The organism is Lacisediminihabitans sp., assembly GCF_043726815.1.
Taxonomy (GTDB): domain Bacteria; phylum Actinomycetota; class Actinomycetes; order Actinomycetales; family Microbacteriaceae; genus Lacisediminihabitans.
The window spans coordinates 1-26674 of the sequence record NZ_JAYSJZ010000068.1 but is presented as its reverse complement, the minus strand read 5'-3'; the positions used below and the strand labels follow the sequence as shown (position 1 = coordinate 26674).

25 protein-coding genes are annotated in these 26674 nt (G+C 70.4%); 8 read left to right on the top strand and 17 right to left on the bottom strand.

Going from position 1 to position 26674, the window contains the following annotated elements; all coding sequences use genetic code 11:
- Window positions 1-94 precede the first annotated feature (94 nt).
- The 9 genes from ACHZD8_RS09880 to ACHZD8_RS09840 form a co-directional block, all read right to left on the bottom strand.
- Window positions 95-733 carry a response regulator gene (locus tag ACHZD8_RS09880; protein WP_394770181.1) on the bottom strand — a complete coding sequence of 213 codons (639 nt, stop codon included), beginning with the start codon at window positions 731-733 and terminating at the stop codon, window positions 95-97.
- Window positions 734-799: 66 nt separating this feature from the next.
- Window positions 800-2143 carry a sensor histidine kinase gene (locus ACHZD8_RS09875; protein WP_394770179.1) on the bottom strand — a complete coding sequence of 448 codons (1344 nt, stop codon included), beginning with the start codon at window positions 2141-2143 and terminating at the stop codon, window positions 800-802.
- A gap of 598 nt (window positions 2144-2741) precedes the next feature.
- Window positions 2742-4208, bottom strand: coding sequence for an amidohydrolase (locus ACHZD8_RS09870; protein WP_394770177.1), 1467 nt, complete (start codon window positions 4206-4208; stop codon window positions 2742-2744).
- The gene (locus ACHZD8_RS09865; protein WP_394770176.1) at window positions 4205-4819 is read right to left on the bottom strand and encodes an FMN-binding negative transcriptional regulator; all 615 of its coding nucleotides are present in this window, start codon (window positions 4817-4819) and stop codon (window positions 4205-4207) included. Before ACHZD8_RS09865 ends, ACHZD8_RS09870 begins: the two co-directional genes overlap by 4 nt.
- Window positions 4816-5802: an Fpg/Nei family DNA glycosylase gene (locus ACHZD8_RS09860; RefSeq protein ID WP_394770174.1), complete on the bottom strand. Its 987-nt coding sequence runs from the start codon at window positions 5800-5802 to the stop codon at window positions 4816-4818. Before ACHZD8_RS09860 ends, ACHZD8_RS09865 begins: the two co-directional genes overlap by 4 nt.
- A 2-nt stretch (window positions 5803-5804) precedes the next feature.
- The gene (locus ACHZD8_RS09855) at window positions 5805-6290 is read right to left on the bottom strand and encodes a ribose-5-phosphate isomerase (RefSeq protein ID WP_394770173.1); all 486 of its coding nucleotides are present in this window, start codon (window positions 6288-6290) and stop codon (window positions 5805-5807) included.
- A gap of 10 nt (window positions 6291-6300) precedes the next feature.
- On the bottom strand, window positions 6301-6639 hold the full coding sequence (locus ACHZD8_RS09850; RefSeq protein ID WP_394770171.1) for a cupin domain-containing protein: 339 nt from the start codon (window positions 6637-6639) through the stop codon (window positions 6301-6303).
- Window positions 6639-7220 (bottom strand): hypothetical protein, encoded by a 582-nt coding sequence (locus ACHZD8_RS09845; protein WP_394770169.1) that lies wholly within the window; start codon window positions 7218-7220, stop codon window positions 6639-6641. Before ACHZD8_RS09845 ends, ACHZD8_RS09850 begins: the two co-directional genes overlap by 1 nt.
- 41 nt (window positions 7221-7261) lie before the next feature.
- Window positions 7262-8686 carry an NAD(P)/FAD-dependent oxidoreductase gene (locus ACHZD8_RS09840; protein WP_394770168.1) on the bottom strand — a complete coding sequence of 475 codons (1425 nt, stop codon included), beginning with the start codon at window positions 8684-8686 and terminating at the stop codon, window positions 7262-7264.
- A 227-nt stretch (window positions 8687-8913) separates the two neighbouring features.
- On the opposite strand from ACHZD8_RS09840, the gene ACHZD8_RS09835 reads away from it, so the two are divergent.
- The 4 genes from ACHZD8_RS09835 (at window position 8914) to ACHZD8_RS09820 (ending at window position 13784) form a co-directional block, all read left to right on the top strand.
- Window positions 8914-9507 (top strand): hypothetical protein, encoded by a 594-nt coding sequence (locus ACHZD8_RS09835; RefSeq protein WP_394770167.1) that lies wholly within the window; start codon window positions 8914-8916, stop codon window positions 9505-9507.
- Window positions 9508-9630: 123 nt separating this feature from the next.
- A complete protein-coding gene (pepN, locus tag ACHZD8_RS09830; RefSeq protein WP_394770166.1) occupies window positions 9631-12189 on the top strand; it encodes an aminopeptidase N in 2559 nt (852 codons plus the stop codon).
- A gap of 120 nt (window positions 12190-12309) precedes the next feature.
- Window positions 12310-13332, top strand: coding sequence for a mechanosensitive ion channel family protein (locus tag ACHZD8_RS09825; RefSeq protein WP_394770164.1), 1023 nt, complete (start codon window positions 12310-12312; stop codon window positions 13330-13332).
- Entirely contained in the window at window positions 13329-13784 is a 456-nt protein-coding gene (locus ACHZD8_RS09820) for a globin (RefSeq protein ID WP_394770163.1), read from the top strand. The genes ACHZD8_RS09825 and ACHZD8_RS09820 overlap by 4 nt, the downstream gene beginning before the upstream one ends.
- A gap of 4 nt (window positions 13785-13788) precedes the next feature.
- Here ACHZD8_RS09820 and ACHZD8_RS09815 read toward each other — a convergent pair whose 3' ends face one another.
- Genes ACHZD8_RS09815 through hutH form a run of 6 tightly spaced genes read right to left on the bottom strand, consistent with a single transcriptional unit; the run spans window position 13789 to window position 21186 of the window.
- The gene (locus tag ACHZD8_RS09815; RefSeq protein WP_394770162.1) at window positions 13789-14814 is read right to left on the bottom strand and encodes an agmatine/peptidylarginine deiminase; all 1026 of its coding nucleotides are present in this window, start codon (window positions 14812-14814) and stop codon (window positions 13789-13791) included.
- Window positions 14811-15833, bottom strand: a complete 1023-nt coding sequence (locus ACHZD8_RS09810; protein ID WP_394770160.1) for a nitrilase-related carbon-nitrogen hydrolase — start codon at window positions 15831-15833, stop codon at window positions 14811-14813. The genes ACHZD8_RS09815 and ACHZD8_RS09810 overlap by 4 nt, the downstream gene beginning before the upstream one ends.
- 53 nt (window positions 15834-15886) lie before the next feature.
- Window positions 15887-17038 carry an imidazolonepropionase gene (hutI, locus tag ACHZD8_RS09805; protein ID WP_394770158.1) on the bottom strand — a complete coding sequence of 384 codons (1152 nt, stop codon included), beginning with the start codon at window positions 17036-17038 and terminating at the stop codon, window positions 15887-15889.
- Window positions 17035-17949, bottom strand: coding sequence for an arginase family protein (locus ACHZD8_RS09800; RefSeq protein WP_394770156.1), 915 nt, complete (start codon window positions 17947-17949; stop codon window positions 17035-17037). Before ACHZD8_RS09800 ends, hutI begins: the two co-directional genes overlap by 4 nt.
- Window positions 17950-17959: 10 nt before the next feature.
- Window positions 17960-19621, bottom strand: a complete 1662-nt coding sequence (gene hutU, locus ACHZD8_RS09795; protein WP_394770154.1) for a urocanate hydratase — start codon at window positions 19619-19621, stop codon at window positions 17960-17962.
- On the bottom strand, window positions 19618-21186 hold the full coding sequence (gene hutH, locus ACHZD8_RS09790; RefSeq protein WP_394770152.1) for a histidine ammonia-lyase: 1569 nt from the start codon (window positions 21184-21186) through the stop codon (window positions 19618-19620). The genes hutU and hutH overlap by 4 nt, the downstream gene beginning before the upstream one ends.
- Before the next feature lie 83 nt (window positions 21187-21269).
- Between hutH and ACHZD8_RS09785 the strand changes: the two genes are divergently transcribed.
- From ACHZD8_RS09785 to ACHZD8_RS09775, 3 genes are all read left to right on the top strand, one after another.
- Window positions 21270-22037, top strand: coding sequence for an IclR family transcriptional regulator (locus tag ACHZD8_RS09785; protein ID WP_394770150.1), 768 nt, complete (start codon window positions 21270-21272; stop codon window positions 22035-22037).
- Window positions 22038-22487: 450 nt separating this feature from the next.
- Window positions 22488-24137 carry an FAD-binding dehydrogenase gene (locus tag ACHZD8_RS09780; RefSeq protein ID WP_394770148.1) on the top strand — a complete coding sequence of 550 codons (1650 nt, stop codon included), beginning with the start codon at window positions 22488-22490 and terminating at the stop codon, window positions 24135-24137.
- A 32-nt stretch (window positions 24138-24169) separates the two neighbouring features.
- A complete protein-coding gene (locus ACHZD8_RS09775) occupies window positions 24170-24586 on the top strand; it encodes a nitroreductase family deazaflavin-dependent oxidoreductase (RefSeq protein WP_394770146.1) in 417 nt (138 codons plus the stop codon).
- Between the two features lie 15 nt (window positions 24587-24601).
- On the opposite strand, the gene ACHZD8_RS09770 is transcribed toward ACHZD8_RS09775, so the two are convergent.
- Together ACHZD8_RS09770 and ACHZD8_RS09765 are read right to left on the bottom strand one after the other, a co-directional pair.
- The gene (locus ACHZD8_RS09770; protein ID WP_394770145.1) at window positions 24602-25258 is read right to left on the bottom strand and encodes an NUDIX domain-containing protein; all 657 of its coding nucleotides are present in this window, start codon (window positions 25256-25258) and stop codon (window positions 24602-24604) included.
- Window positions 25258-25935: a hypothetical protein gene (locus ACHZD8_RS09765; RefSeq protein ID WP_394770144.1), complete on the bottom strand. Its 678-nt coding sequence runs from the start codon at window positions 25933-25935 to the stop codon at window positions 25258-25260. Before ACHZD8_RS09765 ends, ACHZD8_RS09770 begins: the two co-directional genes overlap by 1 nt.
- Before the next feature lie 65 nt (window positions 25936-26000).
- Between ACHZD8_RS09765 and ACHZD8_RS09760 the strand changes: the two genes are divergently transcribed.
- The coding region (locus ACHZD8_RS09760; RefSeq protein WP_394770142.1) for an acyl-CoA thioesterase at window positions 26001-26674 on the top strand (674 nt) is incomplete at its 3' end.

The window sequence follows — 26674 nt, the reverse complement described above, 5'->3', positions numbered from 1 at the left end:
ATTGAGGAATGGGACCTAGACAGCTCCACCCTCCACCGGAGGTCTTCCTCATATCAACACATCACACATCAACCAACGTCCCTGAGCAGTACACCTAGCGCTGCAGCCAGGCGAGCACGGCGAGCACGCGGCGATGGTCGCTGCCCGAATCGTCGAGTCCCAGCTTCTGGAAGATCGACGTGACGTTCTTCTCGACTGCTCCCGTGCCGATCACCAGCTGGGCGGCGATCGCCGCGTTGGTGCGACCCTCCGCCATGAGCGTGATCACCTCGCTCTCCCGCGGCGTGAGCCGCTCGAGCGGGTCGTGCCGGCGACCGATGAGTTGGGCGACCACCTCCGGGTCGAGCACCGTGCCGCCTGAGGCGATGCGCTCGATCGCGTCCTTCAACTCGTCGAGGGACGCGACCCGGTCCTTCAGCAGGTAGCCGATGCCGCCGGTGCCCGACGACAGCAGGTCCTGGGCGTAGGCCACCTCGACGTATTGCGAGAGCAACAGGATCCCGACCCCGGGCAGCAGTTGCCTGGCCCGGATCGCGGCGCGCACCCCCTCGTCGCGGAAGGTGGGCGGCATCCGCACATCGAGAACGACGAGGTCGGGCGCCAGGTCCACGAGGCGTTCGAGCAACAGGTCGGCGTTCGGAAAGGCGCCGACGACCTCGAGGCCCGCCTCCACGAGAACCCGCACGAGTCCTTCACGCAGCAGTACCGAGTCGTCGGCGACGAGAACGCGCAGGGGGGTGTCGATCACGACACCACCCTATTGCCCGCCCAGGCCTCGACCGCCCGGGCGGGCCAGGACTCAGTAGGTGACGGGCAGGTGCGCGCTCACCCGCGTCGGTCCGCCGACGGGACTCGAGACCGAGAGAATGCCGCCGAGGCCGCGGACGCGCTCGTCCAGGCCGGCGAGCCCGTGCCCGTCCTCGACCGCCGCTCCGCCGGTGCCGTTATCGGTGACGGTGACGTCGAGCCAGGTCGTGTCCGGCTCCGGCACTCGGCGCAGCGCGACCCTCAGCTCCACATCGGTCGCCGACGCGTGCTTGGCCACGTTGGTGAGCAGCTCGCTCGCCACGAAATAGGCGTTGCGCTCGATCTCCTGCGGGAGGTCCACGCCATCCGTCAGCTCGTTGACGAGCCTGATCGGCACCGGGCTGCGCACGGTGAGCGACTCGAGGGCCGCCACGAGTCCCCGGTCGAGCAGGATCGGTGGAGCGAAGCCCCGCGAGAGAGCCCTCAGTTCCTCCAACGCCTCTCGCGACTGGACCATCGCCTCCGCCATGAGCACGCGGGCCTTCTGCGGGTCGCTGTCCAGCTGCCTATCGGCGGCGGCCAGATCCATCTGCAGGCGCACCAGCCGCTGCTGCGGGCCATCGTGGATGTCCCGCTCGAGGCGCCGCAGAGAGTGGCCCTCGGCGGAGACCGCAGCCCCGCGCGACGCGCTGAGAGCGATCACCTCGCGCTGCAGGGCGTCGGACCGGAAGGCTCCGAGCACGCCGCGGGCGATCACGTGGTGAAGCAGCACGAGTCCGCGCGTGACGAAGGGCAGGGTGACGATCGCGAAGAGGCCGATCGCGGCCATGAACGCGACCTCGAGCCCATCGCGGGCGGCGCCCTGGGCCGACGCCCCGAAGAGCCCGAGCACCCAGTCGGTGAGGGCCCAGTCGCGGTCGCCCGTCGGCAGGGTGCGCCACCAGAGTCCGTAGCTGATCGTGCCGAGGCCCACCGAAACCCAGACCACCGTGATCACCCAGGTGATGAGGGAGATGGCGAAGTTGATGACGAGCGTGTGCAGCAGGTACAGCCAGTAGTGTCCGTTGCCGAGCACCGATCGGAGCCAGCCCCAGAAACCCTCGCGGGCGCGGGCGTCCTGCCACTCGGGACGCTCGATGCGTGGACGACCAGCCCACTCGAGGCGCACGAGCTCGAGCACGCCGAAGCCGCGCGAGACGTAGAGCGCCCCGATCAGCAGGAACGCGCCAATGAAGAAGGTGACGAGGGTGCCCGCCCCCGCGCTCAACAGGGTGACGGAGACGGTGAAGCCCACCACCGCGATGGGGAGCGTGAGGACGAGGAATCCGAGCTCTCGGGGAACTTTCGCCCACAGTCGCCAGTAGGCGGCCGGTCGATTCGGGGGCGGGGTGCTCACAGCACCCAGAGTGCCAGACTCTGAGGTCATTGGGGCGGGGTCGGTGATAGTCATGGCTCCAGCCTCGCGAGAACGTTCCCGCTGCCCCACCCGGCTGGCTCACGGATACAGGGTGGGGTTTACCCCCGGGCCGCCCGTTCCCCCGGTGTGCGGCACTCCCTTGCCCCTTGGGGGTTGCGCAGCACAGGCTGCACGCCCACGCTCCGTTGTGCAGGACGGGCTGCACGCCCACGCTCCGTTGTGCAGGACCCTGGGACACCAGACAGACGCACACCCCACAGACTCCAGTTCTGCAGGACACGGAGTGCAGGACACATGACGGGTGGGGAGCCGGTGCGAGGCCACATTTGCGCTCGACGCCAGGACAGTCGCCCTGCAGAACTCGGCCGCGCGGCGGCACCGCTCAGGCTGTCCTGCACGGGCTGTCCTGCATACCGTGTCCTGCAGAACTGGAGTCTGTGGCGTGGGTAACCACGCCCGCGGGCACGGTCCCTCACACCGAGTCCTGCGCACCGCGTCCTGCGCACCGCGTCGTGTCGCGGGTGAACGGGCCACGTCCCGCAGAACACGGCCCCACAGGCGCGGGCGGCAGCGCTGCCTAGAGGGCAGAGAAGGTCCAGCGTCCGGCGAGCATCGTCGCGGCGACCGGCATGGCGCGGAGGGCGTCCGGGGCGGCCTCGAGGGGGTCGAGGTCCACGACCACGAGATCGGCGGCCTCGCCGACTGCGACGCGCAAACGGCCGTTCGTGGAGGCAGCGAGCGCCTCCGCCACGGAGATCGCCTGCTCGGGATGCCAGGGTTCCAGCCCGTCGCGCGAACGTGCGACCGCGGCCGCCATGGTCACCCACGGGTCGAGCGGCGCCACCGGGGCGTCCGACCCGAGCAGCAGCCGTGCTCCGGCGTCGAGATGGCTGCGCAGCGCGAATGCCCGGCCGGTGCGCCCGGCCCAGTATCGGTCGGCGACGCCGCGATCGTCCATTGCCTGTTCGGGCTGCACGCTCGCCGCCACGCCGAGGGCGGCGAAGCGCGGCAGGTCCGCGTCGAGCAGCAGCTGGGCGTGCTCGATTCGACCCCCGCTGCCGACCGCCTGGAACGCGTCGAGCGCGATGCGGTTGGCTTCGTCGCCGATGGCGTGAACGGCCGGCAGCAGCCCGGCGGCGGAGGCCCGTGCCATCAGCGCGGTGAGCTCGTCCGCCGGCACCGTCAGGATGCCGTGCGCGCGATCGGAGAGCTCGAGGCCGGGGTAGACGTGTGCGCAGTAGGCGGTGCGGGTGTTGAGCGAGCCGTCGATCAGCACCTTGAACGGTCCCATGGTGAGCAGGCCGCCGGTGCCCTCGATCACCTCGCCGGTGAACCGCCCGGCACCGATCGCCGACTCGAGGTGCTCGGTGTAGACGCCCGCCGAGATCCGCAGCGAATCGAAGCCCGAAGCGAATCGACGACCCCAGACCGGGATGTTGTCCGCCATCTCGAAGTCCACCACTCCCACGACGCCGCGGCGGGCAGCCGACTGCGCCGCCTCGCTCACCCACGCGTCGAGCACGGCATCCGGCACGTCGCGCAGCGCGGCCGTGACCGGGAACGCCTCGTCTTCACGGAGGATTCCGGTCGAGCGGCCGGCGTACCCGTACCGGGCGAGCGCGGCCGAGTTGAGCCAGCAGCAGTGCAGGTCGCCGCTCACGAGCACCACGGGCACCGGGTGCACGTGCGAATCGAGAAGCGCGGCGGACGGCTCATCCGGCCACAACCCATCGCGGAACCCGAACCCCACGAGCGCCAGCCCGGCCTCCGGCGGAGCCGTGCGGAAGGCGTCGCCCATCACTCGGGCCGCCTCGGCGGCGGATGTCGTGGTCGAGAGGTCGACCCGGCGCTGGGCGAGGGCATGCTGGGTGAGATGCACGTGGTTGTCCCACAGCCCCGGGACCACAAACCGGCCGCCGAGGTCGACGGATTCGTCGCCCGACAGCTCGCCGCCGATGGCCGAAATCGTTCCGTCCGACACCAGCAGGTCGGTCGGCTCTCCGCCCGCGCCGACGATCCGTGCATTGCGCAGCACGATGCTCATTCGCCGTGCACCCGTCGCATCTCGCGCGCGAGATCGGGCTGGGCGTAGTTCTCGCCGTGCTCGAGCTCGCCGATGATCGTCTCGACGATCTCGGGCGACCTGTTCTGGCTGAGTTTGAGCCGGGCATCGAAGCGCGTCACCCGAAGCCGGAAGCCCGCGGTGCCGTGCACGATCCGCCGGGCGTATTCCTCGTTCTGTTCGAGTCGGGCCGGGCGCGGCATCCGGTTCTCGAAGAAGTCCACCAGATCGCCCAGAACGCGGTAGTTCTCCTCGTCGGAGAGGATCTCGGGGGTGCCGTAGAGGTGGGCCGTCACGTGATTCCAGGTGGGCACGGCCGGAACCGCCCCATACCAACCGGGCGAGATGTAGCCGTGCGGGCCCTGGATGATCACGAGCACCTCGTGCCGCCCCAGCTCGTGCAACTGCTCGTCCGGTCGACCGACGTGGCTCACGATGCTGATGCCCTCCGCGTCCTCCTCGAGCACGACCGGGTAGTGCGACGCGACGATCCCGGTCGCCGTGTGCGACACGATCGTGGCCCACGGGTTCTCCCGGATGAGCCTTTTGACCTCGGCCTCGTCCTCGAGCAGGAAGGCCGGTGTGCGCCTCATGCCTGATCCTTCGGGCACCAGTAGAGCTTGCGTCCGCCGAGTTCCTCCAGGGCGATGTTGGTGCCGCAGACCCGGCAGGGCAGACCGGCGCGGTGGTAGACCCAGTGCCGGTCGTCGCGGGAGGCGAGCGCCTGGCGGTAGTCGTCGGGGTCGAGGTCGTCCATGGTGAGCATCTGGCCCGTGGCGACGCCCGTCGCGAGGAGCCTCGACCAATCCCGCCAGAGCTCCCGCAGCGTCTGTTCCGGCACCAGCTTGCCGGGGGTGTGCGGGTTGAGGCGTGCCCGGAAGAGCAGTTCGGCCCGGTAGACGTTGCCGATTCCGCTGACGACAGCCTGGTCCATGAGCAGCAGGGCGATGGGGGTCGGCTTGCGGCGTACGACGCTCACGAATCGCTCCTCGCCCTCCGCCGCGTCGACCTCGAGCGGGTCAGGACCGAGCTTCGCGATCGTGGCCTCCACCTGATCCGGCGTCTGCACCTCGCACGCGGTGGGGCCGCGCAGATCGGCGACGGCCTCGTCGGTGAGTAGCCGCACCCGCACCGCGCCGATCGGCTCCGGCGGAAAGACGTCGATCGGCGTCTCGAGTTTCTCCTGCTCCGCCATGCGCAGGCGGGTGCGCCGAGGCGCGCCGATGCTCGACAGGGAGCTCTCCGAGCCGTTCGCGCCGTCCTGGTCGGCGACAGTTCCCCGCTGGTTGGTCTGGCCCATCCGACCATTCGCCGCGGCGACGGTCGCGTCGGCTGTGATGTCGCCCGCGAAGTCCCAGGCGCCGTAGATTCCCAGGTGCACCCTCAGCCACAGATCGTTGTCGAAGCGGAGGAACATCTGCTTTCCCACGGCTCGGGCGTCGGTGATCGTGTGGCCGTCGAGCCGCGCCGCGCCGTCGACGAAGCGTCCCTGCGGCGAGGAGACGTGCACCGGATGCCCGACGAAGTGCTGCCCGAACTGGCGGGCGATGCGGTGGACGGAGTGGCCCTCTGGCACGGTCAGTCGATCTCGTGGCCGACGATGAGCCCCGTGGCCTCGTATTCGGCAAGCTGCGCGATGCGGCGCACGTGACGCTCCTCGCCGGAGAAGGGCTCGGCGATGAACGTGTCGATGAAGAGCTTGGCCTCGTCGACCGTGTGCTGGCGGGCACCGATGGAGATGAGGTTCGCGTCGTTGTGCTGGCGTGCGAGCAGGGCGGTGGAGACGTTCCAGACCAGCGCCGCTCGGGCGCCGAGTACCTTGTTCGCCGCCATCTGCTCGCCGTTGCCCGAGCCGCCGAAGACCACGCCGAGAGCCTCGATGCCGGAGCGCTGGTCGGCCACGACCGCGCGCGCGGCGTTGATGCAGAAGCTCGGGTAATCGTCGAGGGGGTCGACGACCGTCGGCCCGTGGTCGACCACCTCATGGCCCGCCGAGCGCAGGTGGGCCTGCAGGTCGGTGCTGAATTCGAGTCCGGCGTGATCGGTGGCGATGTGGATGCGCATGCTCACCAATTTAGGCGATGTAGACCTTGCGAATCGTCTCGGTGACCGTCCACACCGTGCGCTGTCCGGCGGCGAGCCGACCGACCGTTCCCGGCCCGAGCTGCAGCACGCTGCCGTCGTGGTCGAAGCGCACGGTCGCCGTGCCCGCAATCACCACGAAGACCTCGTCAGACTCCACGTCGCTCATCGAGCCGGGGGTCATCTCCCACACCCCGACCTCGACCGTGTCGAGCGTGCAGAGCACCGCCGAGCCCATCATCGGCGCGCCGGCCACGACCTGGTCACCGGGCACCGCCTCGAGGTCGAGGTCGATGTCGAGGGCGGCGACCGCGGTTGCCGCATCGAGCATCACGGCTTCCAATACCCGACCTTGCCGAGCAGCTGCACCTCGCGGTCGGAACCGGCGGGAACCGGCACCTCGGGAGGGAACACGCCCATGGCCCGGAAGCCCTCGATCTGCGGCTCGAGGATCTCCCACAGGCCGTCGACGAGCGGCTCGGGCAGGGAGAAGTCGAGGCCGAGCGAGTGGGCGATGGACCAGGCCTGGAATGCACGGTAGGTGCTCGTGTGCACGAGGTAGTCGCCCAGCGGGAAGTCGCCATAGCTGAGGTGCACGATCCGGTCGAAGTCGAGATCGCGGGACACGGCCTCCATCGCCGCATCGTTGATGTCGTCGTAGCTCGCGATCGGGTCGTCGCCGAGCAGGTCCCCGTCGTGGCGGGTGCCGACCTCCTCCACGGTGCGGCCGGCCAGCACATCCGGAACCCACGCCTCGTCGTAGGCGTGGTACGCGATGATGTCGCGCAGCGTCGGATTCGGTTTGCGCGACCACTCGGCGGGGGCGGGCTGGGACAGCTGGTCGTGGTCGATCATGTCGATCACATCGCGCAGCGCAGCGTCGGACATGAGAAAGAGATCCTGTTGATTCATGCTCGGAGGCTACCGCGGGCCGCCGACACGGCGGAAGGCCGCTACGAATCGAAGCCGAGGCCCACGGCATCCAGGGTCTTCAGCAGCGTGTTGCGCCTGCCGGCGTTGTGGTCTGCCCGGTCGAGGGCCCACCGCGTGGCCTGCACGGCCGCATAGGTGGCCGGCTCGGGCGGGAAGGGAAGCGGCATCTCGCGCACCATGCGCAGCTGAGTGCGCTCGGTCTGCTCGCCGGAAAGCTTGTCAAGCATGACATTCGCCGCGAACCGGGTCGCGGCCACCCCGAGGCCGGTGAAGCCCGCGGCGTAGGCGACACGGCCCTGGCGGGCGAGGCCGAAGAAGGCGCAGAACCGGCTGCTGGTGTCGATGACCCCCGCCCAGCGGTGGCTGAATCGCACCCCCTCGAGCTGCGGGAACGTCGTGAAGAAGTGGTTCGCCAGGGTGCGGAAGGTCTGCGGACGGTCCTCGTACTCGCTGCGGATGCGGCCGCCGTAGTGGTACACGGCGTCGTACCCGCCCCACAGGATTCGGTTGTCGGCGGTCAGCCGGTAGTAGTGGAACTGGTTGGCGAGGTCGGCGACGCCCTGCCTGCCCTCCCAGCCGATGGAGGCGAGCTGCGCCGCGCTGAGTGGCTCCGTCATGAGCACGTGGTCGTAGACCGGAACCGTGTGCAGCCGGTAGCGCTTGAGCAGCGAGGGGAAGGCGTTGGTGGCGAGGGCGACCCGGTCGGCGTTCACGAAGCCGCCGTCGACGGTGAGCGTGACCGGACCGTTCGGCAGCTCGCTGTCGATCGCGCGCACCGGCGAGTGCTCCACTATCTGCACGCCCGCCTCGACGCAGGCCCTGGCGAGCTCGGCCGCGAGCCTCGCCGGATGCACCATGGCCGTGTCGCGCCTGCTCCAGAGCCCACCGAGGTAGGTCGGCGAATTGACCTGGCCCCGCATCTGGTCGGCGTCGAAGAAGATCTCGTCCACGCCGTCGTGCGCGTCCCGGAGCTCGGCCACCTGGTAGTCCTCCACGGCCACGGCGAGAGACCCCGTGCGCTCGAACTGGCAGTCGAGGCCGAGGCGGGCGACGGTGGCCTCGATCTCGTCGAGGTTCTCGGCACCGAGCCGGTCGAGCTGTTCCAGCTCGTCGGCGAACCGATTCTGCCCGTTCGCCTCCCCGTGGGTGAGGGTCGCCTCGCAGAAGCCGCCGTTGCGACCGGATGCGGCCCAGCCCACTGTCTTGCCCTCGAGCACCATCACCCGGAGCGAGGGATCCCGCTCCTTGGCCTGCAGGGCCGTCCACAGGCCGGTGTACCCGGCCCCCACGATCGCCAGATCGACGCTCGCAGTGCCGCTGTGCCGGGGGAAGGATGCGGGGGTGCCGAGGTCGTCGAGCCAGAAGGGGGCGAGTCTCGAGCCGTCGAGCGAGGCCGCGACGACGCGGGGGTCTGGGAGGGAACGTTCGAACACCATGCTGGCCATGGGCCAACCATACTGAGCGCACCCCGAGCCGGTCGAATGTGGGCCAGACAGCCGCATCCGGCCAGACAGGGTCTGGTTTTGGCGCGTTTCGAGGCGCACACTTGATTCACCAGTTGCGAGAGTGGCGGGAGGCACCTCAAATGTCGCGATCAAGGAACGTTTCACCCGAACTCATGCCCGTGCTGTCACGAGGCAAACATCGAAGCCCCAAGAGCGGCGCGTGCTTCATGGAGTATGCGTCCTGGCTCGCCGGCGAGAAGTGGAGCGACCATCCGGCCTGCACCCATCCCGCGCTGGCCTCGCTCGCGAGGATGGTGAACGACTGCAGCTCGGATGCCGCACGCGGCGAGCTCGTCACCCACATCCCCTCGGTGGTGGGCCTCAACGGCACGGATCCGCACATCGGACTCCTCGTCGCCGCGCGGGCAGCGAGTGTCGCCCTGCCGATCGCGAGCGAGGGCCGACAGCGCGCGCTGGCCGCCGGAATCCTCCGCTGCGACGAGCTCCTCGCCACCTCCGGCGACCCCGCGGTCGCCGCGGCCAGGGAGCGGATCGCCGAGGCCCTCCAACTCACGCCGGGGGCGGCCGACTGGGCGCACGCGTTCCTCGCGACCTCGGGTTCGCTCAACCCGCGGTCCACCTCGCTCATGACGGATGCGATCATCCGCACCGCGGTGGTGGGCATCGCCGAGGCGTGCGTGACCGATCAGGATGCGCGGCTGCGCGCCCTGCTGGTGGCCGCGATCGGCGACGTCCAGTCGCGGATGCCGCAGCCCGTCAAGGCGGGCGTGACGTCGCGGCAGTTCTCCCGCGCCGACTGAGTAGTGCTGGGGTTCCGGGCCGGGTGCCGGCCCGGAACCCGCTCCTTGCGCGCGGAATGGCGTCTTCGGCGGTCGCATTAGGCTGGCTGTCGGACACAATCCCCCGCTGTGAAGGAGCAACACGTGCCAGGAGAGAACCTCACCAGAGTCGAGGCAGCAGAGCGTAAGGCGCTCGTTGCGGTCGAGAGCTACGCCGTGACGCTCGACCTCACCACGGGGAGCGAGGTGTTCCGCAGCACGACGACCGTGCGCTTCACCGCCACCGCCGGGGCCTCCACGTTCATCGACGCCTTCACTCGCACCGTGCACTCGGTGACCCTCAACGGCGCCCCGCTCGACCCGGCGGTCGTGAGCGACGGCGTGCGCATCCAGCTCGACGATCTCGCCGAGCAGAACGAGCTGACCGTCGTCGCGGATGCCGAGTACACCAACACGGGAGAGGGCCTGCACCGTTTCGTCGACCCGGTCGACAACGAGGTCTACCTGTACTCGCAGTTCGAGGTTCCGGATTCGCGCCGCGTCTTCGCGGTCTTCGAGCAGCCGGACCTCAAGGCGTCCTTCACGTTCACGGTGACGGCACCGGCGCGCTGGCAGGTCGTGAGCAACTCGCCCACGCCCGAGCCGGTCGTCGACGGAGACGTCGCCACCTGGACCTTCGCCCCCACCCCGGTGCTCTCGTCCTACGTGACCGCGCTCGTCGCCGGCCCGTACGAGGTGGTGCGCAGCGAGCTCACGAGCCGTGACGGTCGCGTCATCCCGCTCGGAATCTTCGCGCGCAAGTCGCTCTTCGAGTTTCTGGACTCCGACTACATCTTCGAGAAGACCCGCCAGGGCTTCGCGTACTACGAGGAGAAGTTCGACTACCCGTACCCGTTCGCCAAGTACGACCAGCTCTTTGTTCCGGAGTTCAACGCCGGAGCCATGGAGAACGCCGGAGCGATCACGTTCACCGAGACCTACGTCTTCCGGTCGAAGGTCACCGACGCGATCAAGGAACGACGCGTCGTCACCATCCTGCACGAGCTCGCCCACATGTGGTTCGGCGACCTCGTGACCATGAAGTGGTGGAACGACCTCTGGCTCAACGAGTCATTCGCGGAGTGGGCCTCCACCATCGCCACCGCCGAGGCCACCGAGTGGACAGGGGCGTGGACCACCTTCCAGGCGATGGAGAAGAGCTGGGCCTACCGCCAGGACCAGCTTCCCTCGACCCACCCCGTGGTCGCGACGATCAATGACCTCGAAGACGTGCAGGTCAACTTCGACGGCATCACCTATGCCAAGGGCGGCTCGGTTCTCAAGCAGCTCGTGGCCTGGGTGGGCATCGACGCCTTCTTCGCGGGCGTCGCCGCGTATTTCAAGAACCACGCCTACGGCAACACGGAGCTCGCCGACCTTCTCGCCGAGCTCGAGATCACCAGCGGGCGATCGCTCGGCGAGTGGTCGAAGCTGTGGCTCGAGACCGCCGGGGTCAACACGCTGCGTCCGGAGATCACCACGGATGCCGAGGGCTCGATCGCCTCGTTTGCGATCCTGCAGACCGCCGCGGCCGACTACCCGACCATCCGTCCGCATCGCCTCGCCGTGGGCTTCTACGACCTCGCAACCGAGGGTGAGAACAGCGGCAAGCTCGTGCGGGTGCGGCGAGTGGAGCTGGATGTCGACGGCGAGCGCACCGAGGTGCCGCAGCTGATCGGGATGGCCAAGCCCGCCCTCGTGCTGCTCAACGACGACGACCTCGCCTACGCGAAGATCCGTCTCGACGATGCATCCCTCGCAGTCGCGATCGAGCACCTCAAGGACATCGAGAACCCGCTCGCCCGGTCCATCGTGTGGGGCGCGGCCTGGGACGCCACCCGGGATGCCGAGACGCCAGCGAGCGACTATGTGCGGCTCGTTCTCGGCAACATCGCGACCGAGACGGAGTCGACGACGATCCGCACGACGCTCGGCCAGCTCGGCCTCGCCGCCAAGCAGTACGTGGCGGCCGAGCGCCGAACCGAGACCCTCATCCGTGTCGGCGACGCCCTCTGGTCGCTGGCCCGCACCGCGGAGGCCGGATCCGACGCGCAGTTCCAGTTCGTGAAGTTCTTCGCGTCGCTCGCCTCGACTCCCGCCCACGCCGCGGCGCTCAAGGGCCTGCACGACGGCACCGCGCCCCTCGAGGGGCTGGAGATCGACACCGACCTCGGCTGGGAGATCCTCGAGGGACTCGTGCTCAACGGCGCGGCCGGCGCGGAGGAGATTGCGGCGGCGCTCGCGAAGGACAACACCTCCAACGGTCAGCAGGCCGCGGCGCGCGCGACAGCGACCATCCCCACCGCCGAGGCGAAGCTCGCCGCGTTCGAGTCGCTCGTCGACCCGGCGGGCGCCGAGCCGTCGAACGCCATCGTGCGCCAGACGGCCGTCGGCTACCAGCACACCAACGACCCGTCGTCGCTTGAGCCGCTCGTGGCCCGGTACTTCGGCTCGCTCGGGGACATCTGGAAGAGCCGCAGCTACCACATCGCCGAGACGCTCGTCGTGGGCCTCTACCCCGCTCCGCTCGCCTCGCAGGCCCTCGTCGACGCGACGAAGGCCTGGCTGGACGCCAACCAGGACATCCCGGCGCTGCGCCGCCTCGTGATCGAGAACCTCGCGGGAGTGGAGCGCGCGCTCCGCGTGCAGGCCAGGGACGCGTAGCGGCACCCGCCGATTCGCCTCCGGGCGTGGGCGGTCATTCCGGGTCGGCACGCCGGCCCGGGGTGGCCGCACACGCCCGGATGCCTGAGCCTCACAACCGCCGCCGGTAAACTCGGTTCAATGATGACTGCGGCAACGACAGACGGCTGGACGGCGTTCTGGGCGACCGTGAAGACGATCTACGAGATGACACTCGTGCAGGTGATCCTCATCGTGGTGGTCGCCATCGTTCTGCGGGTGGTCTTGCGGTTCGTGATCGATCGGGTGGTCAACCGGATCGTCAACGGGGTCAAGAAGCGCCAGAACGCGCAGGACACCCAGGCCCTGATGACCTCGCCGATGAGCGCGGTGCGGATCGTGCAGCGCACCCGCACGCTCGGCAGCGTGCTCAACAACATCGTCGCCGTGGTGCTCGTGGTCGTGGCGACCCTGTCGGTGATCACGACGATCAACCCGACCATCCTCGGCTCCTTCGCCATCATCACGGCGGCGATCGGCGCCGGCCTCGGTTTCGGGGCCCAGAACATCGTCAAGGACGTGCTCAACGGCCTGTTCATGGTCGCGGAGGACCAGCTGGGCGTGGGGGATGTCGTGGACCTCGGTCCGGCCACCGGCGTGGTGGAGACGGTCGGCATCCGGATCACCCAGATCCGCGACGTGAACGGCACGGTCTGGTTCGTGCGCAACGGCGAGATCATCCGGGTCGGCAACATGTCCCAGGGCTGGTCGCGGGTGATCATCGATCTCGCGGTGCCGTACGACGCCGACGTCGCGGCCGTGCAGGAGCGGATGCTGTCCATCGCCCTGCAGCTGGCGGCGGACATCAAGTGGCGCGGGCGCATCCTCGAGAAGCCGGAGATCTGGGGCATCGAGTCCATCTCGGCGGAGGCCATCGTGATTCGGCTCGTGGTGAAGACCCGCCCGGGAACGAAGGACGACGTGGCCCGCGAGCTGCGCTCCCGGCTCAAGTCCGGGCTCGACGAGATGGGCATCCGGCTCCCCGCCCTCAACAGCATCGTGCTGAGCGGATTCGACGGAGCGGAGAGCATCCGCGGCGCCCGACCGCCCCGCACGGCCCCGAATCCGATCGCGTCCACCGCCGACCCCAAGCCGCCGAGAGCACCGAGAAAGCCGCGAGAATGACCGAGAACACCGAGATCCCCGGCGGCCAGAAGAGCCCCATCATCCTGCGGGTGACGGAACACGGCGAGGCGGCCAGCGGCAGCTTCTACGAAAAGGTGGGCGGGCGGCCCACCTTCGAACGACTCGTGCGCCACTTCTACGAGGGCGTGCACACCGATCCGGTGCTCTGGCCGATGTACCCCGAGCACGACCTCGAGGGGGCCATCCAGCGCCTCACCGGCTTCCTCGAGCAGTACTGGGGAGGCCCGGGCGCCTACACCGAGCAGCGCGGGCATCCGAGGCTGCGGATGCGGCACGCGCCGTTCAAGGTCAACCAGCAGGCCAGGGACCACTGGCTCTCGCACATGCGCTCCGCGGTCGACAGCCTCGAGCTGTCACCCCTCGACGACGCGACCCTCTGGGCCTACCTGGATCGTGCGGCCCAGGCGATGGTCAACACCTTCGAGGACTAGCCGGTCACACGGCCGGCTGCTGCTGGGTGATGCAGTGGATGCCGCCGCCGCGGGCGAAGAGCGGTCTCGCGTCGACCGCCGTGACGGTGCGCCCCGGGTAGGCGTCCCGCAGGATCGCGAGGGCATCCGCGTCGCGCTGGTCGCCGAAGGCGCAGGCGATCACCCCGTCGTTGACCAGAACGTGGTTGACGTAGCTGTAGTCCACGAAGCCCTCGTCGTCGCGGAGCACGCGCGGCGCCGGCAGGTCCACGATCTCGAACCGCCGGCCGGCGGCATCCCGGGCCTCGGACAGCACGGCTCGCAGCTGCGCCGTGACCGCGAAGTCCGGATGCGCCTGGTCTCGCTGGTCGTGCAGCAGCAGCCGGCCGGGAGAGGCGATCGTCGCCACGATGTCCACGTGCCCGCGGGTGCCGAAGGTGCTCGAGTCCCGGGTGAGGCCGCGCGGCAGCCAGATCGTGCTCGTGGTGCCGAGGGTGCTGGCCAGCTCCGCCTCGACGGCCTCCCGGCTGATTCCCGGGTTGCGGCCCGCGTCCCGCTGCACCGTCTCGGTCACGAGGACCGTGCCCTCCCCATCCACGTGGATGCCGCCGCCCTCGTTCACGAGCGTCGAGTCGATCCGCTCGGCGCCGGCCCAGTCGGCGACGGCCGGCGCGAGGGTGCTGTCGTGATGCCAGCTCGCCCACTCCTGGCCGCCCCAGCCGTTGAAGGTCCAGGTCACCGCCCCGAGCGAGCCGGGTGCCTCGTCGTCGACGACGAAGGTGGGCCCGCTGTCCCTGATCCACGCGTCGTTGATCTCCCGCACGAAGAGCTCGATGGAGCCGTCGAGGTAGCGGGCGACGACGCCCTCGTCCCGCGGGTGCACGACCACGCTCACCGGTTCGAAGCCGGCCGCGGCGTTCGCGACAGCCGCCCAGGTGCGCCGGGCCTCCTCCGCCCCCTCCGCGGTGTCGCCGAGGGTGTAGCCGCCGGTGGGCCAGGCGAGCCAGAGGCGTTCCTGCCTCGCGCCCTCCGCCGGCATCCGCCAGCTCACTCCGTCGCCACCGGACGGGTGAGGGTGCCGTAGGTGTCCGGCCGCCGCGTTGCCAGAAACGGGAAGAGGTCGAGCCAGTCGTCGCGCTGGGCGAGGTCGAGGTCGGCCACGAGCACGCAGGCCTCGTCGCGCGGCGCCTGCACCAGGATGCGGCCGTAGGGGTCGCTCACGAAAGACGAGCCGTAGAAGGTGTTGCCCCGGCTTCCGTCGGGCCGCGTCTCGGTGCCGGTGCGGTTGGGCACCACCATGAACAGGCCGTTCGCAATCCCGTTTCCCACGATCACCTGCTGCCAGAGAGGCCGGGTGTCGAACTCCGGATGGTCGGGCTCCGACCCGATCGCGGTGGGGTAGGCGAGGATGTTGGCCCCGCCGAGCGAGTACGCGCGCGCGACCTCGGGAAACCACTCGTCCCAGCAGGTGGGCAGCCCGAGCCGGGCCGCGCCGAGACCGTCGAGCGCGTAAACCGGATAGGGGTCCCCGGCGGCAAGGCCGGGCGCGGCGGCGACCGGCGCGGCGGACCCCGGCCGGAAGTAGCGGTTCTCGTAGTAGCCAGCCGTCACGGGGATGTGCAGCTTGTCGGTGGCCGCCACGAGCCTTCCCTGCGGGTCGACGAGGATCGCCGTGTTGAGGCCCAGCCCGTCGCCCTCGTCCGCCACGCGGTAGAGCGAGGCGTGCACGAAGACGCCGGCCCGCACAGCGGCCCGGCCGGCGAAGGCGAGGGTCGGCCCGGCGAGGAGGTCCTCGGCTAGCTCGCTGGCGTCGCCCCCGGGAAGAGTGTCGGCGGGCAGTGAATCGGCAGGGTAGCGGCTGAGGGTGATCTCGGGCAGGAAGACGATTCGTGCCCCGGCGGCCGCCGCCGTGTCGACCGCGTCGTCGAGCCACTCGGTGAGCGCCGCGGCATCGGGCCTCCACTCGTGCTGAACGACGGCGATCCGCAGGGGGGGCTCGGTCGGCTCCGTCACCCGGGCGGGAGACGGGAGAAGTCCGGCGGCCTGGATCAGTCGGATTGTCGGGGACACTGAGCTCCTTCGCGGTGCGTTCCGGCGGTCACGGTGACTCCATCTTGGCCGATTCAGCCGGTGATCACACGATGCACGAGCGGCACCCCCGGCCGGTAGGCCAGGTGCACGTAGCTCGGTGCGTCGAGCAGCACCAGGTCGGCGCGCTTGCCGACCGCGATGACCCCGACGTCGTCGCGCCACAGGGACCGCGCGCCTCCCGCCGTGGCGGCCCAGAGCGCCTCGGCCGGACTCATCCGCAGGTCGCGCACGGCCACGGCGATGCAGAACGACATCGACGAGGTGAAGCTCGAGCCCGGGTTGCAGTCGGTGGCGATCGCGACGGTGACCCCGGCGTCGATGAGACGACGGGCGTTCGGATACGGCTGGCGGGTCGAGAATTCCACGCCCGGCAGCAGCGTGGCCACCGTGTCCCCCGCGGCCAGGGCGTCGACATCCGCGTCGGCCAGGAACGTGCAGTGGTCGACGCTCGCCGCGCCGAGCTCCACGGCGAGCCGCACCCCGCCGGAGAGTCCGAGCTGGCCGGCGTGCATGCGCGCCCCCAGCCCCACTGCCTGTCCGGCCCGCAGGATGGCGCGGGCCTGGTCCTCGTCGAAGGCCCCGGCCTCGCAGAACACGTCGATCCAGCGCGCGAGCGGGGCACAGGCGGCGAGCATCTCCCCCGTGACGAGCTCGACGTAGCCGGCCGGGTCGTCGGCGAACTCCGGGGGCACGACGTGCGCGCCGAGATAGGTCGTCTCGGCGGTCAGGCGCCGGGCGATCGCCAGCGACCTCTCCTCGTGCTCCACGCTGAGGCCGTAGCCGCTCTTGATCTCCACCGTGGTGGTGCCCTGGGCTCGCATCTCGGCGACCAGCCGCTCGGCGTTCGCCAGCAGGTCGGCGTCCGTCGCGGCGCGGGTCGCGGCGACGGTTCGTCGTATTCCGCCGGCGGCATAGGCCTGCCCGGTCATCCGGTGCTCGAACTCGTCCGCCCGGTCCCCCGCGAAGACGAGGTGGCTGTGGCTGTCTACGAAGCCGGGGATGACGCACCGCCGGTCGGCATCGAGGCGCTCGTCCGCGGCTGGGGCGTCGGCCGCGTCGCCGACCCAGGCGACGAGCCCGTGTTCGATCACCACGGCGGCCGCGGACCGCTCGGCCGTGAGCGATCCGTGCAGCGGGTCGTTGGTGACGAGAAGCCCGATGTTGTCGATGAGCGTGCTGGTCATGGGCGGGCCTCCAGTCCGGCGGCGGCCTCGAGCACGCAGAGGGCGACGAGCCGCACGGTGCGGCCGTCGGCGGCGTCCGCCGTCGAGTCGACCTCGGCGAAGTCGATCGACTCCACCGACGGATGTGCTCCGGCCGCGCGCACGACGGCCCGCAGCTCCCACGCGGCGATGCCGCCGGGCACCGAGGCGGGGCAGGCGGGCGCCACGGCTCGGTCGCACACGTCCACGTCGATGTCGACGTGCACGGGTCCGCCCGCAGAGCCGGCGATCCCGAGCGCCTCGGCCATCACGTCCGCCATCGGCCTACGGTGCAGCTCGTCCCGGTGGATCACGGTGATGCCGTAGTCGGCGGCCCGGGCCGAGTACTCCGCGGAGTTGGCGAAGTCGGCGATGCCCACCTGCACGACACGACGGCCGGCCAGCCCGGCCTCGACCAGCCGGCGAACCGGCGAACCGTTGCTCACGCCGTCACGCAGGTCGTGGTGGGCGTCGAGGGTCACGAGGCCCGCCGAGCCGACCCGGTCGCCCCAGGTTCCGAGGGCCGCCGGCACCGTCGCCGCGTTGTCCCCGCCGAGGGCCACGAGCAGGCGGGTGCGGGCCGCGGCTGCGGCGACCGCGGAGATCGCGGCCGCCTCGTCCGCATCCGGATCCGCCACGTCGCCCCAGTCCGCGAATGTCGTCGCCAGGCGCGCGCCCGCCCGCACGCCGCGGTCCGGGGAGAGGAACTCGCTGTAGTACCGCAGCGCCGCGCGCACGGCGGCGGGGGTGGCCGCCGCCCCGGTGGCGGAGAGGGAGGTGCGCCAGGTGGGGATGCCGATCAGGCCGAGGTCGATCGCGCCACCGGAGGCGTCCGGCCCGGCCGCCGGCCAGTCGCCCGAGCGCGGCCACAGCGCGTCCCGCGAGAGCGCCATCAGCGCGTGCTCATGACTGCTCGTTCATGGGGATGCGCACGTCGAGCCGGTCGGCGGTCTCGATCGCCTCGTCGTAGCCGGCGTCCACGTGCCGGATCACGCCCATCGCCGGGTCATTGCTGAGCACCCGGGCAAGCTTCTCGGCGGCGAGCGCCGTGCCGTCGGCGACGGTCACCTGGCCCGCGTGGATCGAGCGGCCGATGCCCACCCCGCCGCCGTGGTGGATGGAGACCCAGGTGGCGCCGGACGAGGTGTTGACGAGCGCGTTGAGCAGCGGCCAGTCGGCGATCGCGTCCGAGCCGTCCTTCATCGCCTCGGTCTCCCGGTAGGGCGAGGCGACCGAGCCGGAGTCGAGGTGGTCGCGCCCGATCACCACGGGGGCGCTCAGTTCCCCGGAGGCGACCATCTCGTTGAACTTGAGGCCGGCCCTGTCGCGTTCGCCGAGGCCGAGCCAGCAGATGCGCGCCGGCAGGCCCTGGAAGTGCACGCGCTCCTGGGCGAGCCGGATCCAGCGGGCGAGGGACTCGTTGCCGGGGAACATGTCGAGCACGGCCCGGTCGGTGGCGTAGATGTCCTTCGGATCGCCGCTGAGCGCCGCCCAGCGGAACGGCCCCTTACCCTGGGAGAACAGGGGCCGGATGTAGGCGGGCACGAACCCGGGGAACGCGAAGGCGTCGGCGTAGCCCGCGGTCCTGGCCTCGGTGCGGATGTTGTTGCCGTAGTCGAAGACCTCCGAGCCGGCGCGCAGGAAGCCGACCATGGCCTCCACCTGCACCGCCATGGACGCCCGTGAGCGCTCGATGAAGCCGGCCGGGTCCGATTCGCGGGCGAGGGTCCAGTCCTCGAAGGCGATTCCCAGCGGGAGGTAGGCGAGCGGGTCGTGGGCGCTGGTCTGGTCGGTGACGATGTCGATCTGCACGCCCTGGGCGAGCATCCGCGGGAACACGTCGGCCGCGTTGCCGAGCAGGCCGATGCTCAGGGCCTTCTTCGAGTCCCTCGCCGAGTACGCGAGTTCCACGGCGTGCTCGAGCGACTGCGCCTCGACGTCGAGGTAGCCGTGCTCGATCCGGCGGGCGATGCGGCTCGGGTCCACATCCACGCAGATCGCGACGCCGTCGTTCATGGTCACGGCGAGCGGCTGCGCGCCGCCCATGCCGCCGAGGCCCCCGGTGAGGGTGATGGTGCCGGCGAGGCTGCCGGCGAAGGACTTCGCGGCCACCGCCGAGAAGGTCTCGTATGTTCCCTGCAGGATTCCCTGGGTGCCGATGTAGATCCACGACCCGGCGGTCATCTGCCCGTACATGGTGAGGCCGAGCTGCTCCAGCCGGCGGAACTCGTCCCAGTTGGCCCAGTCCCCCACCAGGTTGGAGTTGGCGATCAGCACGCGGGGAGCCCACTCGTGGGTGCGCATCACGCCCACCGGCTTGCCGGACTGCACGAGCATCGTCTCGTCGTTCTTCAGGGTGGTCAGCGTGCGCACGAGCGCGTCGAAGCTGTTCCAGTCGCGCGCGGCCTTACCGGTGCCGCCGTAGACGACGAGCTTGTCCGGGTGCTCGGCGACCTCCGGGTCGAGGTTGTTCTGCAGCATCCGCAGCGCGGCCTCCTGCGGCCAGCCGAGGGTGTTCAGGGTGCTGCCGCGGTGGGCGCGCACCGGGCGGGGTCCGCTGGTCATACGAGTTCTCCTCCTGCTTCGGATACGACGGATGCCGCGGCCGCGAGCAGCGACCCGTCGAGCACCATGGAGTGGGCGGCCGCGATGTCCGGCGCCAGGTAACGGTCGGTGCCCGGGCCCGGCACCGCGGTGCGCAGCCGGCGCAGCACGGCGGACGAGACCGGGGACGGGATGACCGGGGCGCGCAGGTCCATCGCCCGGGCCGCGGTGAGCAGCTCGATCGCGATCACCCGGCCGACGCCGTCGATCGACTTGCGCAGCTTGCGGGCGGCGCTCCAGCCCATCGACACGTGGTCCTCCTGCATGGCCGACGACGGGATCGAGTCGACGCTCGCGGGAGCGGCGAGCCGCTTGAGCTCGCTCACGATGCCGGCCTGGGTGTACTGGGCGATCATGTGCCCGGAGTCGACGCCCGGGTCGTCGGCGAGGAAGGCGTTGAGGCCGTGGTTGCGCGAGACGTCGAGGAAGCGGTCGGTGCGGCGCTCGCTCATGCTCGCGAGGTCGGCGGTGACGATCGCCAGGAAGTCGAGCACGTACCCGATCGGCGCCCCGTGGAAGTTGCCGTTCGACTCCACGCGGCCATCCGGTGTCACGACGGGGTTGTCGATCGCCGAGGCGAGTTCGCGGTTCGCGACGGTGGCGGCGTGCTCGATCGTGTCGCGCACGGCCCCGTGCACCTGGGGGGCGCAGCGCAGCGAGTACGCGTCCTGCACTCGGGTGAACCCCTGCGGCTTCGAGATCATGGGAGAGCCGGCGAGCACGGCGCGCATGTTGGCGGCCGAGTCGCGCTGGCCGGGATGCGGACGCAGCGCCTGCAGGTCGGCCGCGAACACCGCGTCGGTGCCGGTGAGGCCCTCCACGCTCATTGCGGCGGCGAGGTCGGCCGTGGTGACCAGGGCGCGCAGGTCGGTGATGGCGAGCACGAGCATCCCGAGCATGCCGTCCGTGCCGTTGATGAGCGCGAGGCCCTCCTTCTCGCGCAGCACGAGCGGCTCGATGCCCGCCGCCTGCAGGGCTGCGGACGCCGGAACGAGGACGCCGCGGGCATCCCGCACGTCGCCCTCGCCGAGCATCGCGAGAGCGCAGTGGGCGAGCGGGGCGAGGTCGCCCGAGCAGCCGAGGCTGCCGTATTCGGCGACCCAGGGGGTGATGCCGGCGTTGAGCGCCGCGGCGTAGGTCTCGGCGACGACCGGGCGCACGCCGGTCCGTCCGGTGGCGAGGGTCGACAGGCGCAGCAGCATCAGGGCGCGCACCACCTCCCGTTCGACCTCGGGGCCGGACCCGGCCGCGTGGCTGCGGATGAGGGACCGCTGCAGCTGGCCGCGCAGCTCCACCGGGATCTGCTTGTCGGCGAGCGCACCGAAGCCGGTGGAGACGCCGTAGTGCGGCCGGGTGTCGGAGGCGAGGGCCTCGATCACCGCGCGGCTCTCGGCCATCGCCGCGAGGGCATCCTCGGCCAGCCGCACGGGCGCGCCGTCGCGGGCCACCGCCACGACCTCCGAGAAGGTCAGGCCGCGCACGCCGAGGGTCACGATGTGCTGGGTGATCGTGCTCGCTGTGTCCATGCACTCATTAGAGCCGCCCCGGTGCCGCGCCCGCGCCTCTTTTCGGGATAATCTGTCTGGGATACCAGACATCGGAGACACCCATGAGCGAGGTCCCGGCCGCACGGCACACGTTGCGCATCATCCGGTATCTCGCGGGGCACAGCGGGCCGGTGCGGGCCTCGACGGTGAGTCGCGACCTCGGTCTCCCCCGCTCCACCGTCTACCACCTGCTCACGGTGATGCGCGACGAGGGCTTCCTGCTGCACTCCCCGGAAGACCAGGCCTACCTGCTGAGCCCGCTCGTCGCCGATATCGGATCGTCGGTGCTGCGCACCAGCTCGCTCGGGCAGCTCGCCAGGCCCATCCTCGAGCGGCTGGTGGCCGAGACCGGCCTGCCGATCGTCGCCCACCTCGGGGTGCTGCAGCACGCGGATGTCGTCTACGCCTCCAAGGTCTCGGCCGCCCGAGCGCCGGCCGTCGTCACCAGCATCGGGGTGCGGCTGCCCGCCCACCTCACGGCCACGGGGCGCGCGATGCTCGCGAGCATTCCCACCGCCCAGCTGCAGGCCAGCTACCCGCGCGGGCAGACACTCGCGGTGCGCGCGGGCCCTGGTCCCACCACGAGCGAGCAACTCGACGGCATCCTGTTCGAGACCCGCGAGCGCGGCTGGGCGGTGGAGGACGGCGACATCACGCTCGAGTACGGCTCGGTCGCGGCCCCGGTGTTCGACCACAACCACTACCCCACGGCGGCCATCGGGCTGACCTTCCGCGGCTCCGCCTTCGACGACCGGCAGTGGAAGCGGCTCGGCCTCGCCACCCGCAACGCGGCGGAGGCCCTCAGCCAGCGCATCCGCGGCAAGAGCTGACCCGCGGTGTTTCGCCGCACTCCCGCCGACACGCGTTTCTCCGGAGGTCCGGGCTCGCGCTCCGGCACCGGCTCCCGCTCGGGCTCCCGCCAACACGCGTTTCTCCGGAGGTTCGGGCCGTACGGACGCGATTTCGGCCCGGAAAGTGCGTTCCGGGCCCGATTCTCCGGAGAAGCGGAGGTTGCCCGGCACGCTCGACGCGTGATGTCCGGCTACCGCACGTGACACCCGCTCCCGCCGCACACGCGTTTCTCCGGAGGTTCGGGCCGCGCAGCCGTCATTTCGGCCCTGCAGGCGCCTTCCCGCGCGAAACCTCCGGAGAAACGCATGGGCGGCGCGCAGGTGCTTCCGGCGACTGGCCAAATCGGGCCAATTCGCACCGGAACGAGCATTTATCCGGAATCATGAACAGGACGGCCGGATGATCGGGGCCGGGACGAAGGAGTCAGCATGCCAGGACAGCCCGATGTGATCATTGTCGGCGGCGGCCTGGCGGGCCTCGTGGCCGCCGCGGAACTCGTGGATGCTGGCCGGCGCGTGACGATTCTCGAGCAGGAGCCCGAGGCGAGCCTTGGCGGCCAGGCGTGGTGGTCGTTCGGCGGGCTCTTTCTCATCGACTCGGTGGAGCAGCGACGGATGGGCGTGAAGGACAGCCTCGAACTCGCCCGCCAGGACTGGTTCGCCTCGGCCGGATTCGACAGACCGGACGACGGCTGGCCGCGCAAATGGGCCGAGGCCTACCTCGACTTCGCCGCCGGCGAGAAACGCGCGTGGCTGCACGCCCGGGGAGTCAAATTCTTCCCGGTCGTCGGCTGGGCCGAACGCGGCGGCTACACGGCGCTTGGGCACGGCAACTCCGTGCCTCGCTTCCACATCACCTGGGGCACCGGCCCCGGCATCCTCGCGCCATTCATTCAGCGCGTGCGCGCCGGCGTCGACCAGGGTCTGGTGACACTCGCGTTCCGGCACCGCGTGGACGAGCTCATCGTGGAGGGCGGGGCGGTGGTGGGCGCCCGGGGCGTCGTGCTCGCGCCGGACAACGCGGTGCGCGGTGCCGCGAGCAACCGCACCATCTCCGGAGACTTCGAGCTGCGCGCGGGGGCCGTGATCGTCACGAGCGGCGGAATCGGCGGCAACCACGACCTCGTCCGTGCGCAGTGGCCGGCGCGGATGGGCACGCCTCCGGAGAAACTGCTGTCGGGGGTGCCGGCCCACGTCGACGGACGGATGCTCGGCATCAGCGAGCGCGCCGGCGCGCACCTCATCAACGGCGACCGCATGTGGCACTACGTGGAGGGCATCGAGAACTACGCGCCGGTGTGGGAGAGGCACGGCATCCGCATCCTTCCCGGTCCGTCGTCGATCTGGCTCGATGCGACGGGCTCACGGCTGCCCGTGCCGCTCTTCCCCGGCTTCGACACCCTCGGCACCCTCGAACACATCGCCGCCACCGGCCACGACCACAGCTGGTTCGTGCTCACCCAGAAGATCATCGAGAAGGAGTTCGCGCTCTCGGGCAGCGAGCAGAATCCCGATCTCACGAACAAGGACTATCGCCTGCTGGCCAAGCGGATCGGGCCCGGGGCGCCCGGTCCCGTCGAGGCCTTCAAGGAGCGCGGCGCGGACTTCGTGGTCGCCGACACGCTGGACGACCTGCTGGCCGGCATGCAGCGCCTCACCCCCGAGGTCGAGATCGACGCGGGGCGGGTGCGACGCGAGATCGAGGCGCGGGATCGGGAGCTCGCCAACCCGTTCGCGAAGGACGCGCAGATCAACGCCATCCGACAGGCCAGGAAGTACCGCGGAGATCGGCTCATCCGCGTGGCGAGCCCGCACCGCATCCTCGATCCGAAGGCCGGGCCGCTCATCGCGGTGAAGCTCCACATCCTCACCCGCAAGAGCCTCGGCGGCATCGAGACCGACCTGCTCGCACGCGCGCTCGGGGCCGACGGCAATCCGGTGCCCGGGCTCTACGCGGCCGGCGAGGCGAGCGGCTTCGGCGGTGGCGGGATGCACGGCTACCGTTCGCTCGAGGGGACCTTCCTCGGCGGCTGTCTCTTCTCCGGCCGGGTCGCCGGACGCGCCGCGGCGCGGGCCTGAAATCACCATCACCATCGGCTAAGGAGCAGGAAGTGAACGACTGGAACGACAGCATCATGGCGGAGTTCCGCGCCAACGACGGGAGGCTCGGCGGCCGATGGTCCGGCGTGCATCTCCTGTTGCTGCACACCACGGGCCGCACGACGGGCCAGGAGCGCGTGTCGCCGATGATGTACTTCCGCCGGGGCGACGTCGTCTACGTGATCGCGTCCAAGGCCGGCGCCCCGACCCATCCCGCCTGGTACCTCAATCTCGTCGCCGATCCGCACGTGAGCGTGGAACTCGCGACGACGGACGGCGTGGAGACCTGGCGCGGGGTTGCCGAGCCGGTGAGCGGCCCCGAGCGGGAGCGGCTCTTCGCCGAGTTCACGGCTGTCGCGCCCGGGTTCGGTGCATACCAGGAGGGAACGGATCGGGTCATCCCGATCGTCGCGGTGCGCCGCGCCTGAGCCACGCCTGGTGGGTCACGCCGCGAAGGGGCCCCGCAGCGCCGCCCAGTGCAGCAGCATTATCGTCTTCGCGTCGGCGATGCGGCCGTCGTCGATCATCTCGAGGGCCTCGTCGAACCGCAGCTCAAGGATGTCGATCTCCTCGCCCTCCTCGGCGACGCCTCCGCCCCCACTCGTGCGGGTCGCGTCGCTGTACGGCGCCGCGAAGAAGTGCACCTTCTCGGTGACCGAGCCCGGGCTCATGAACACGTCGAACACGTGCTGGAGCTCGCCGACGGCCACCCCGAGCTCCTCGCTGGCCTCCCGGCGGATGGCCGTGGCCGCGTCGTCGTCATCGAGCAGTCCTGCGGCCGTCTCGATGAGCATGCCGTCCGGATGCCCGTTCACGTAGGCGGGAAAGCGGAACTGCCTCGAGAGCAGCACGGTGCGTCTCGCCGCGTCGTAGAGCAGGATCGTGGCGCCGTTGCCCCGGTCGTAGGTCTCTCGCTGCTGGCTGCTCACCACGCCGTGCGCGTCGAGGTAGTCGAACGTGGTGCGGCGCAGAACATGCCAGCCGGACGCCACCAGCTCAACGGCGGTGACCCGCACGCGCGGATTGCCGCTGAGGTCGAGGCCGACCCGGTCCAGGCCGGTCCGGCCGCGCTGGTCCGGTTCGTCCACGCCGACGGTCATCAGCGCTGCAGCGACCAGGAGCGACGCTTGACGAGCACGTGGCCGCGCTCGGTGGAGAGCCGGGTCCACGGCCCGGTCTCATAGACGCGCACGGCATCCGGTCCGCCCAGGAACCCCAGCGACAGGGCGGCGAAGGCCGCGCCGGCCGGCACGTATTCGAGGCCCTCGATCGGGCGCCCCCATACCTCGGAGCGCACGCGGTGCACGATCTGCTCTCCGGTTCCCGCCGGGATCGCGGTGGCGACCTCGTCGATTCCGGATGCCGCGACCCGCTCCAGGGTCGCGCCATCCACCTGCTCGAGGGCGGTCCATCCGCCGCGTGGCGGGGAGATGGCCGCCCAGGTGACGGTGTTGACCTGCATCGGGAGTGTGACGGTGACGGCCGCGGTCGGGTCGGTGACCTCGCCCTGCAGCCGCGCGAGACGCTCGAGGAGCGAGCGCACCGGCACCACCGCGTCGAAGGTGTCTCGCTCGGTGAGGGCGAACGTGCGCAGCCCCAGAACCGTCGCACTCTCGTCGAGAAGGCCGGACGGATACAGCACCGCCACGTAGACGGCGAGCACCCCGGAGCCGGCGATCAGGCGCACCGAACCGTCCTCCACGCGCCCGGCACGACCGAGGAATACCTGCAGGTCGGCGAGGGAGAGGGAGTCAACAAGGGAAAATGTCTGGCTCATGTGATCTCTAAACTATATGAGCGCGCACTCTCGTGCCGCCCGCACGCCCTTTCGACGGGAGACCCATGACCAACGCCCTCGACGGACTGCTCGCAGCGCTCGACCTCACCGACACCCATGCGAGGACGAACGAAGACATCTTCACCGGCCCCAGCCAGTGGATGCCGCAGGGCCGCGTCTTCGGAGGCCAGGTTCTCGCGCAGTCCCTGGTGGCCGCGCAGCGCACAATCCCGGCCGACCGCTCCGCACACTCGATGCACGGCTACTTCCTGCGGCCCGGCGACGTCAACCTGCCGATCACGTTCTCGGTGGACCGCATCCACGACGGCCGTTCCTTCACCACGCGGCGCACACAGGCGTATCAGGAGGGCGTTCCGATCCTGTCTATGATCGCTTCCTTCCAGACCGAGGATGAGGGACTCGAACATCAAGAGCCGTTCCCGGAGGGCATTCCCGACCCCGAGTCGCTGCCGACCGCGGCGGAGACCCTCGAAGGCATCGACCACCCGATCGCCAAGGTGTGGGCATGGGGCCGGCCATTCGACATCCGTCACGTTGAGGAGCCCATCTGGATGGCCGTCACGGGCGACTCCCAGCCGCATCAGGCCGTCTGGATGAAGTCGGTCGGTCCGATGCCGGATGACCCCAACCTGCACCGAGCGGCCCTCGCCTACCTGAGCGATTTCACACTTCTCGAGTCGGTTCTTCGCGGGCACGGCCTGCCCTGGGCGACGCCGGG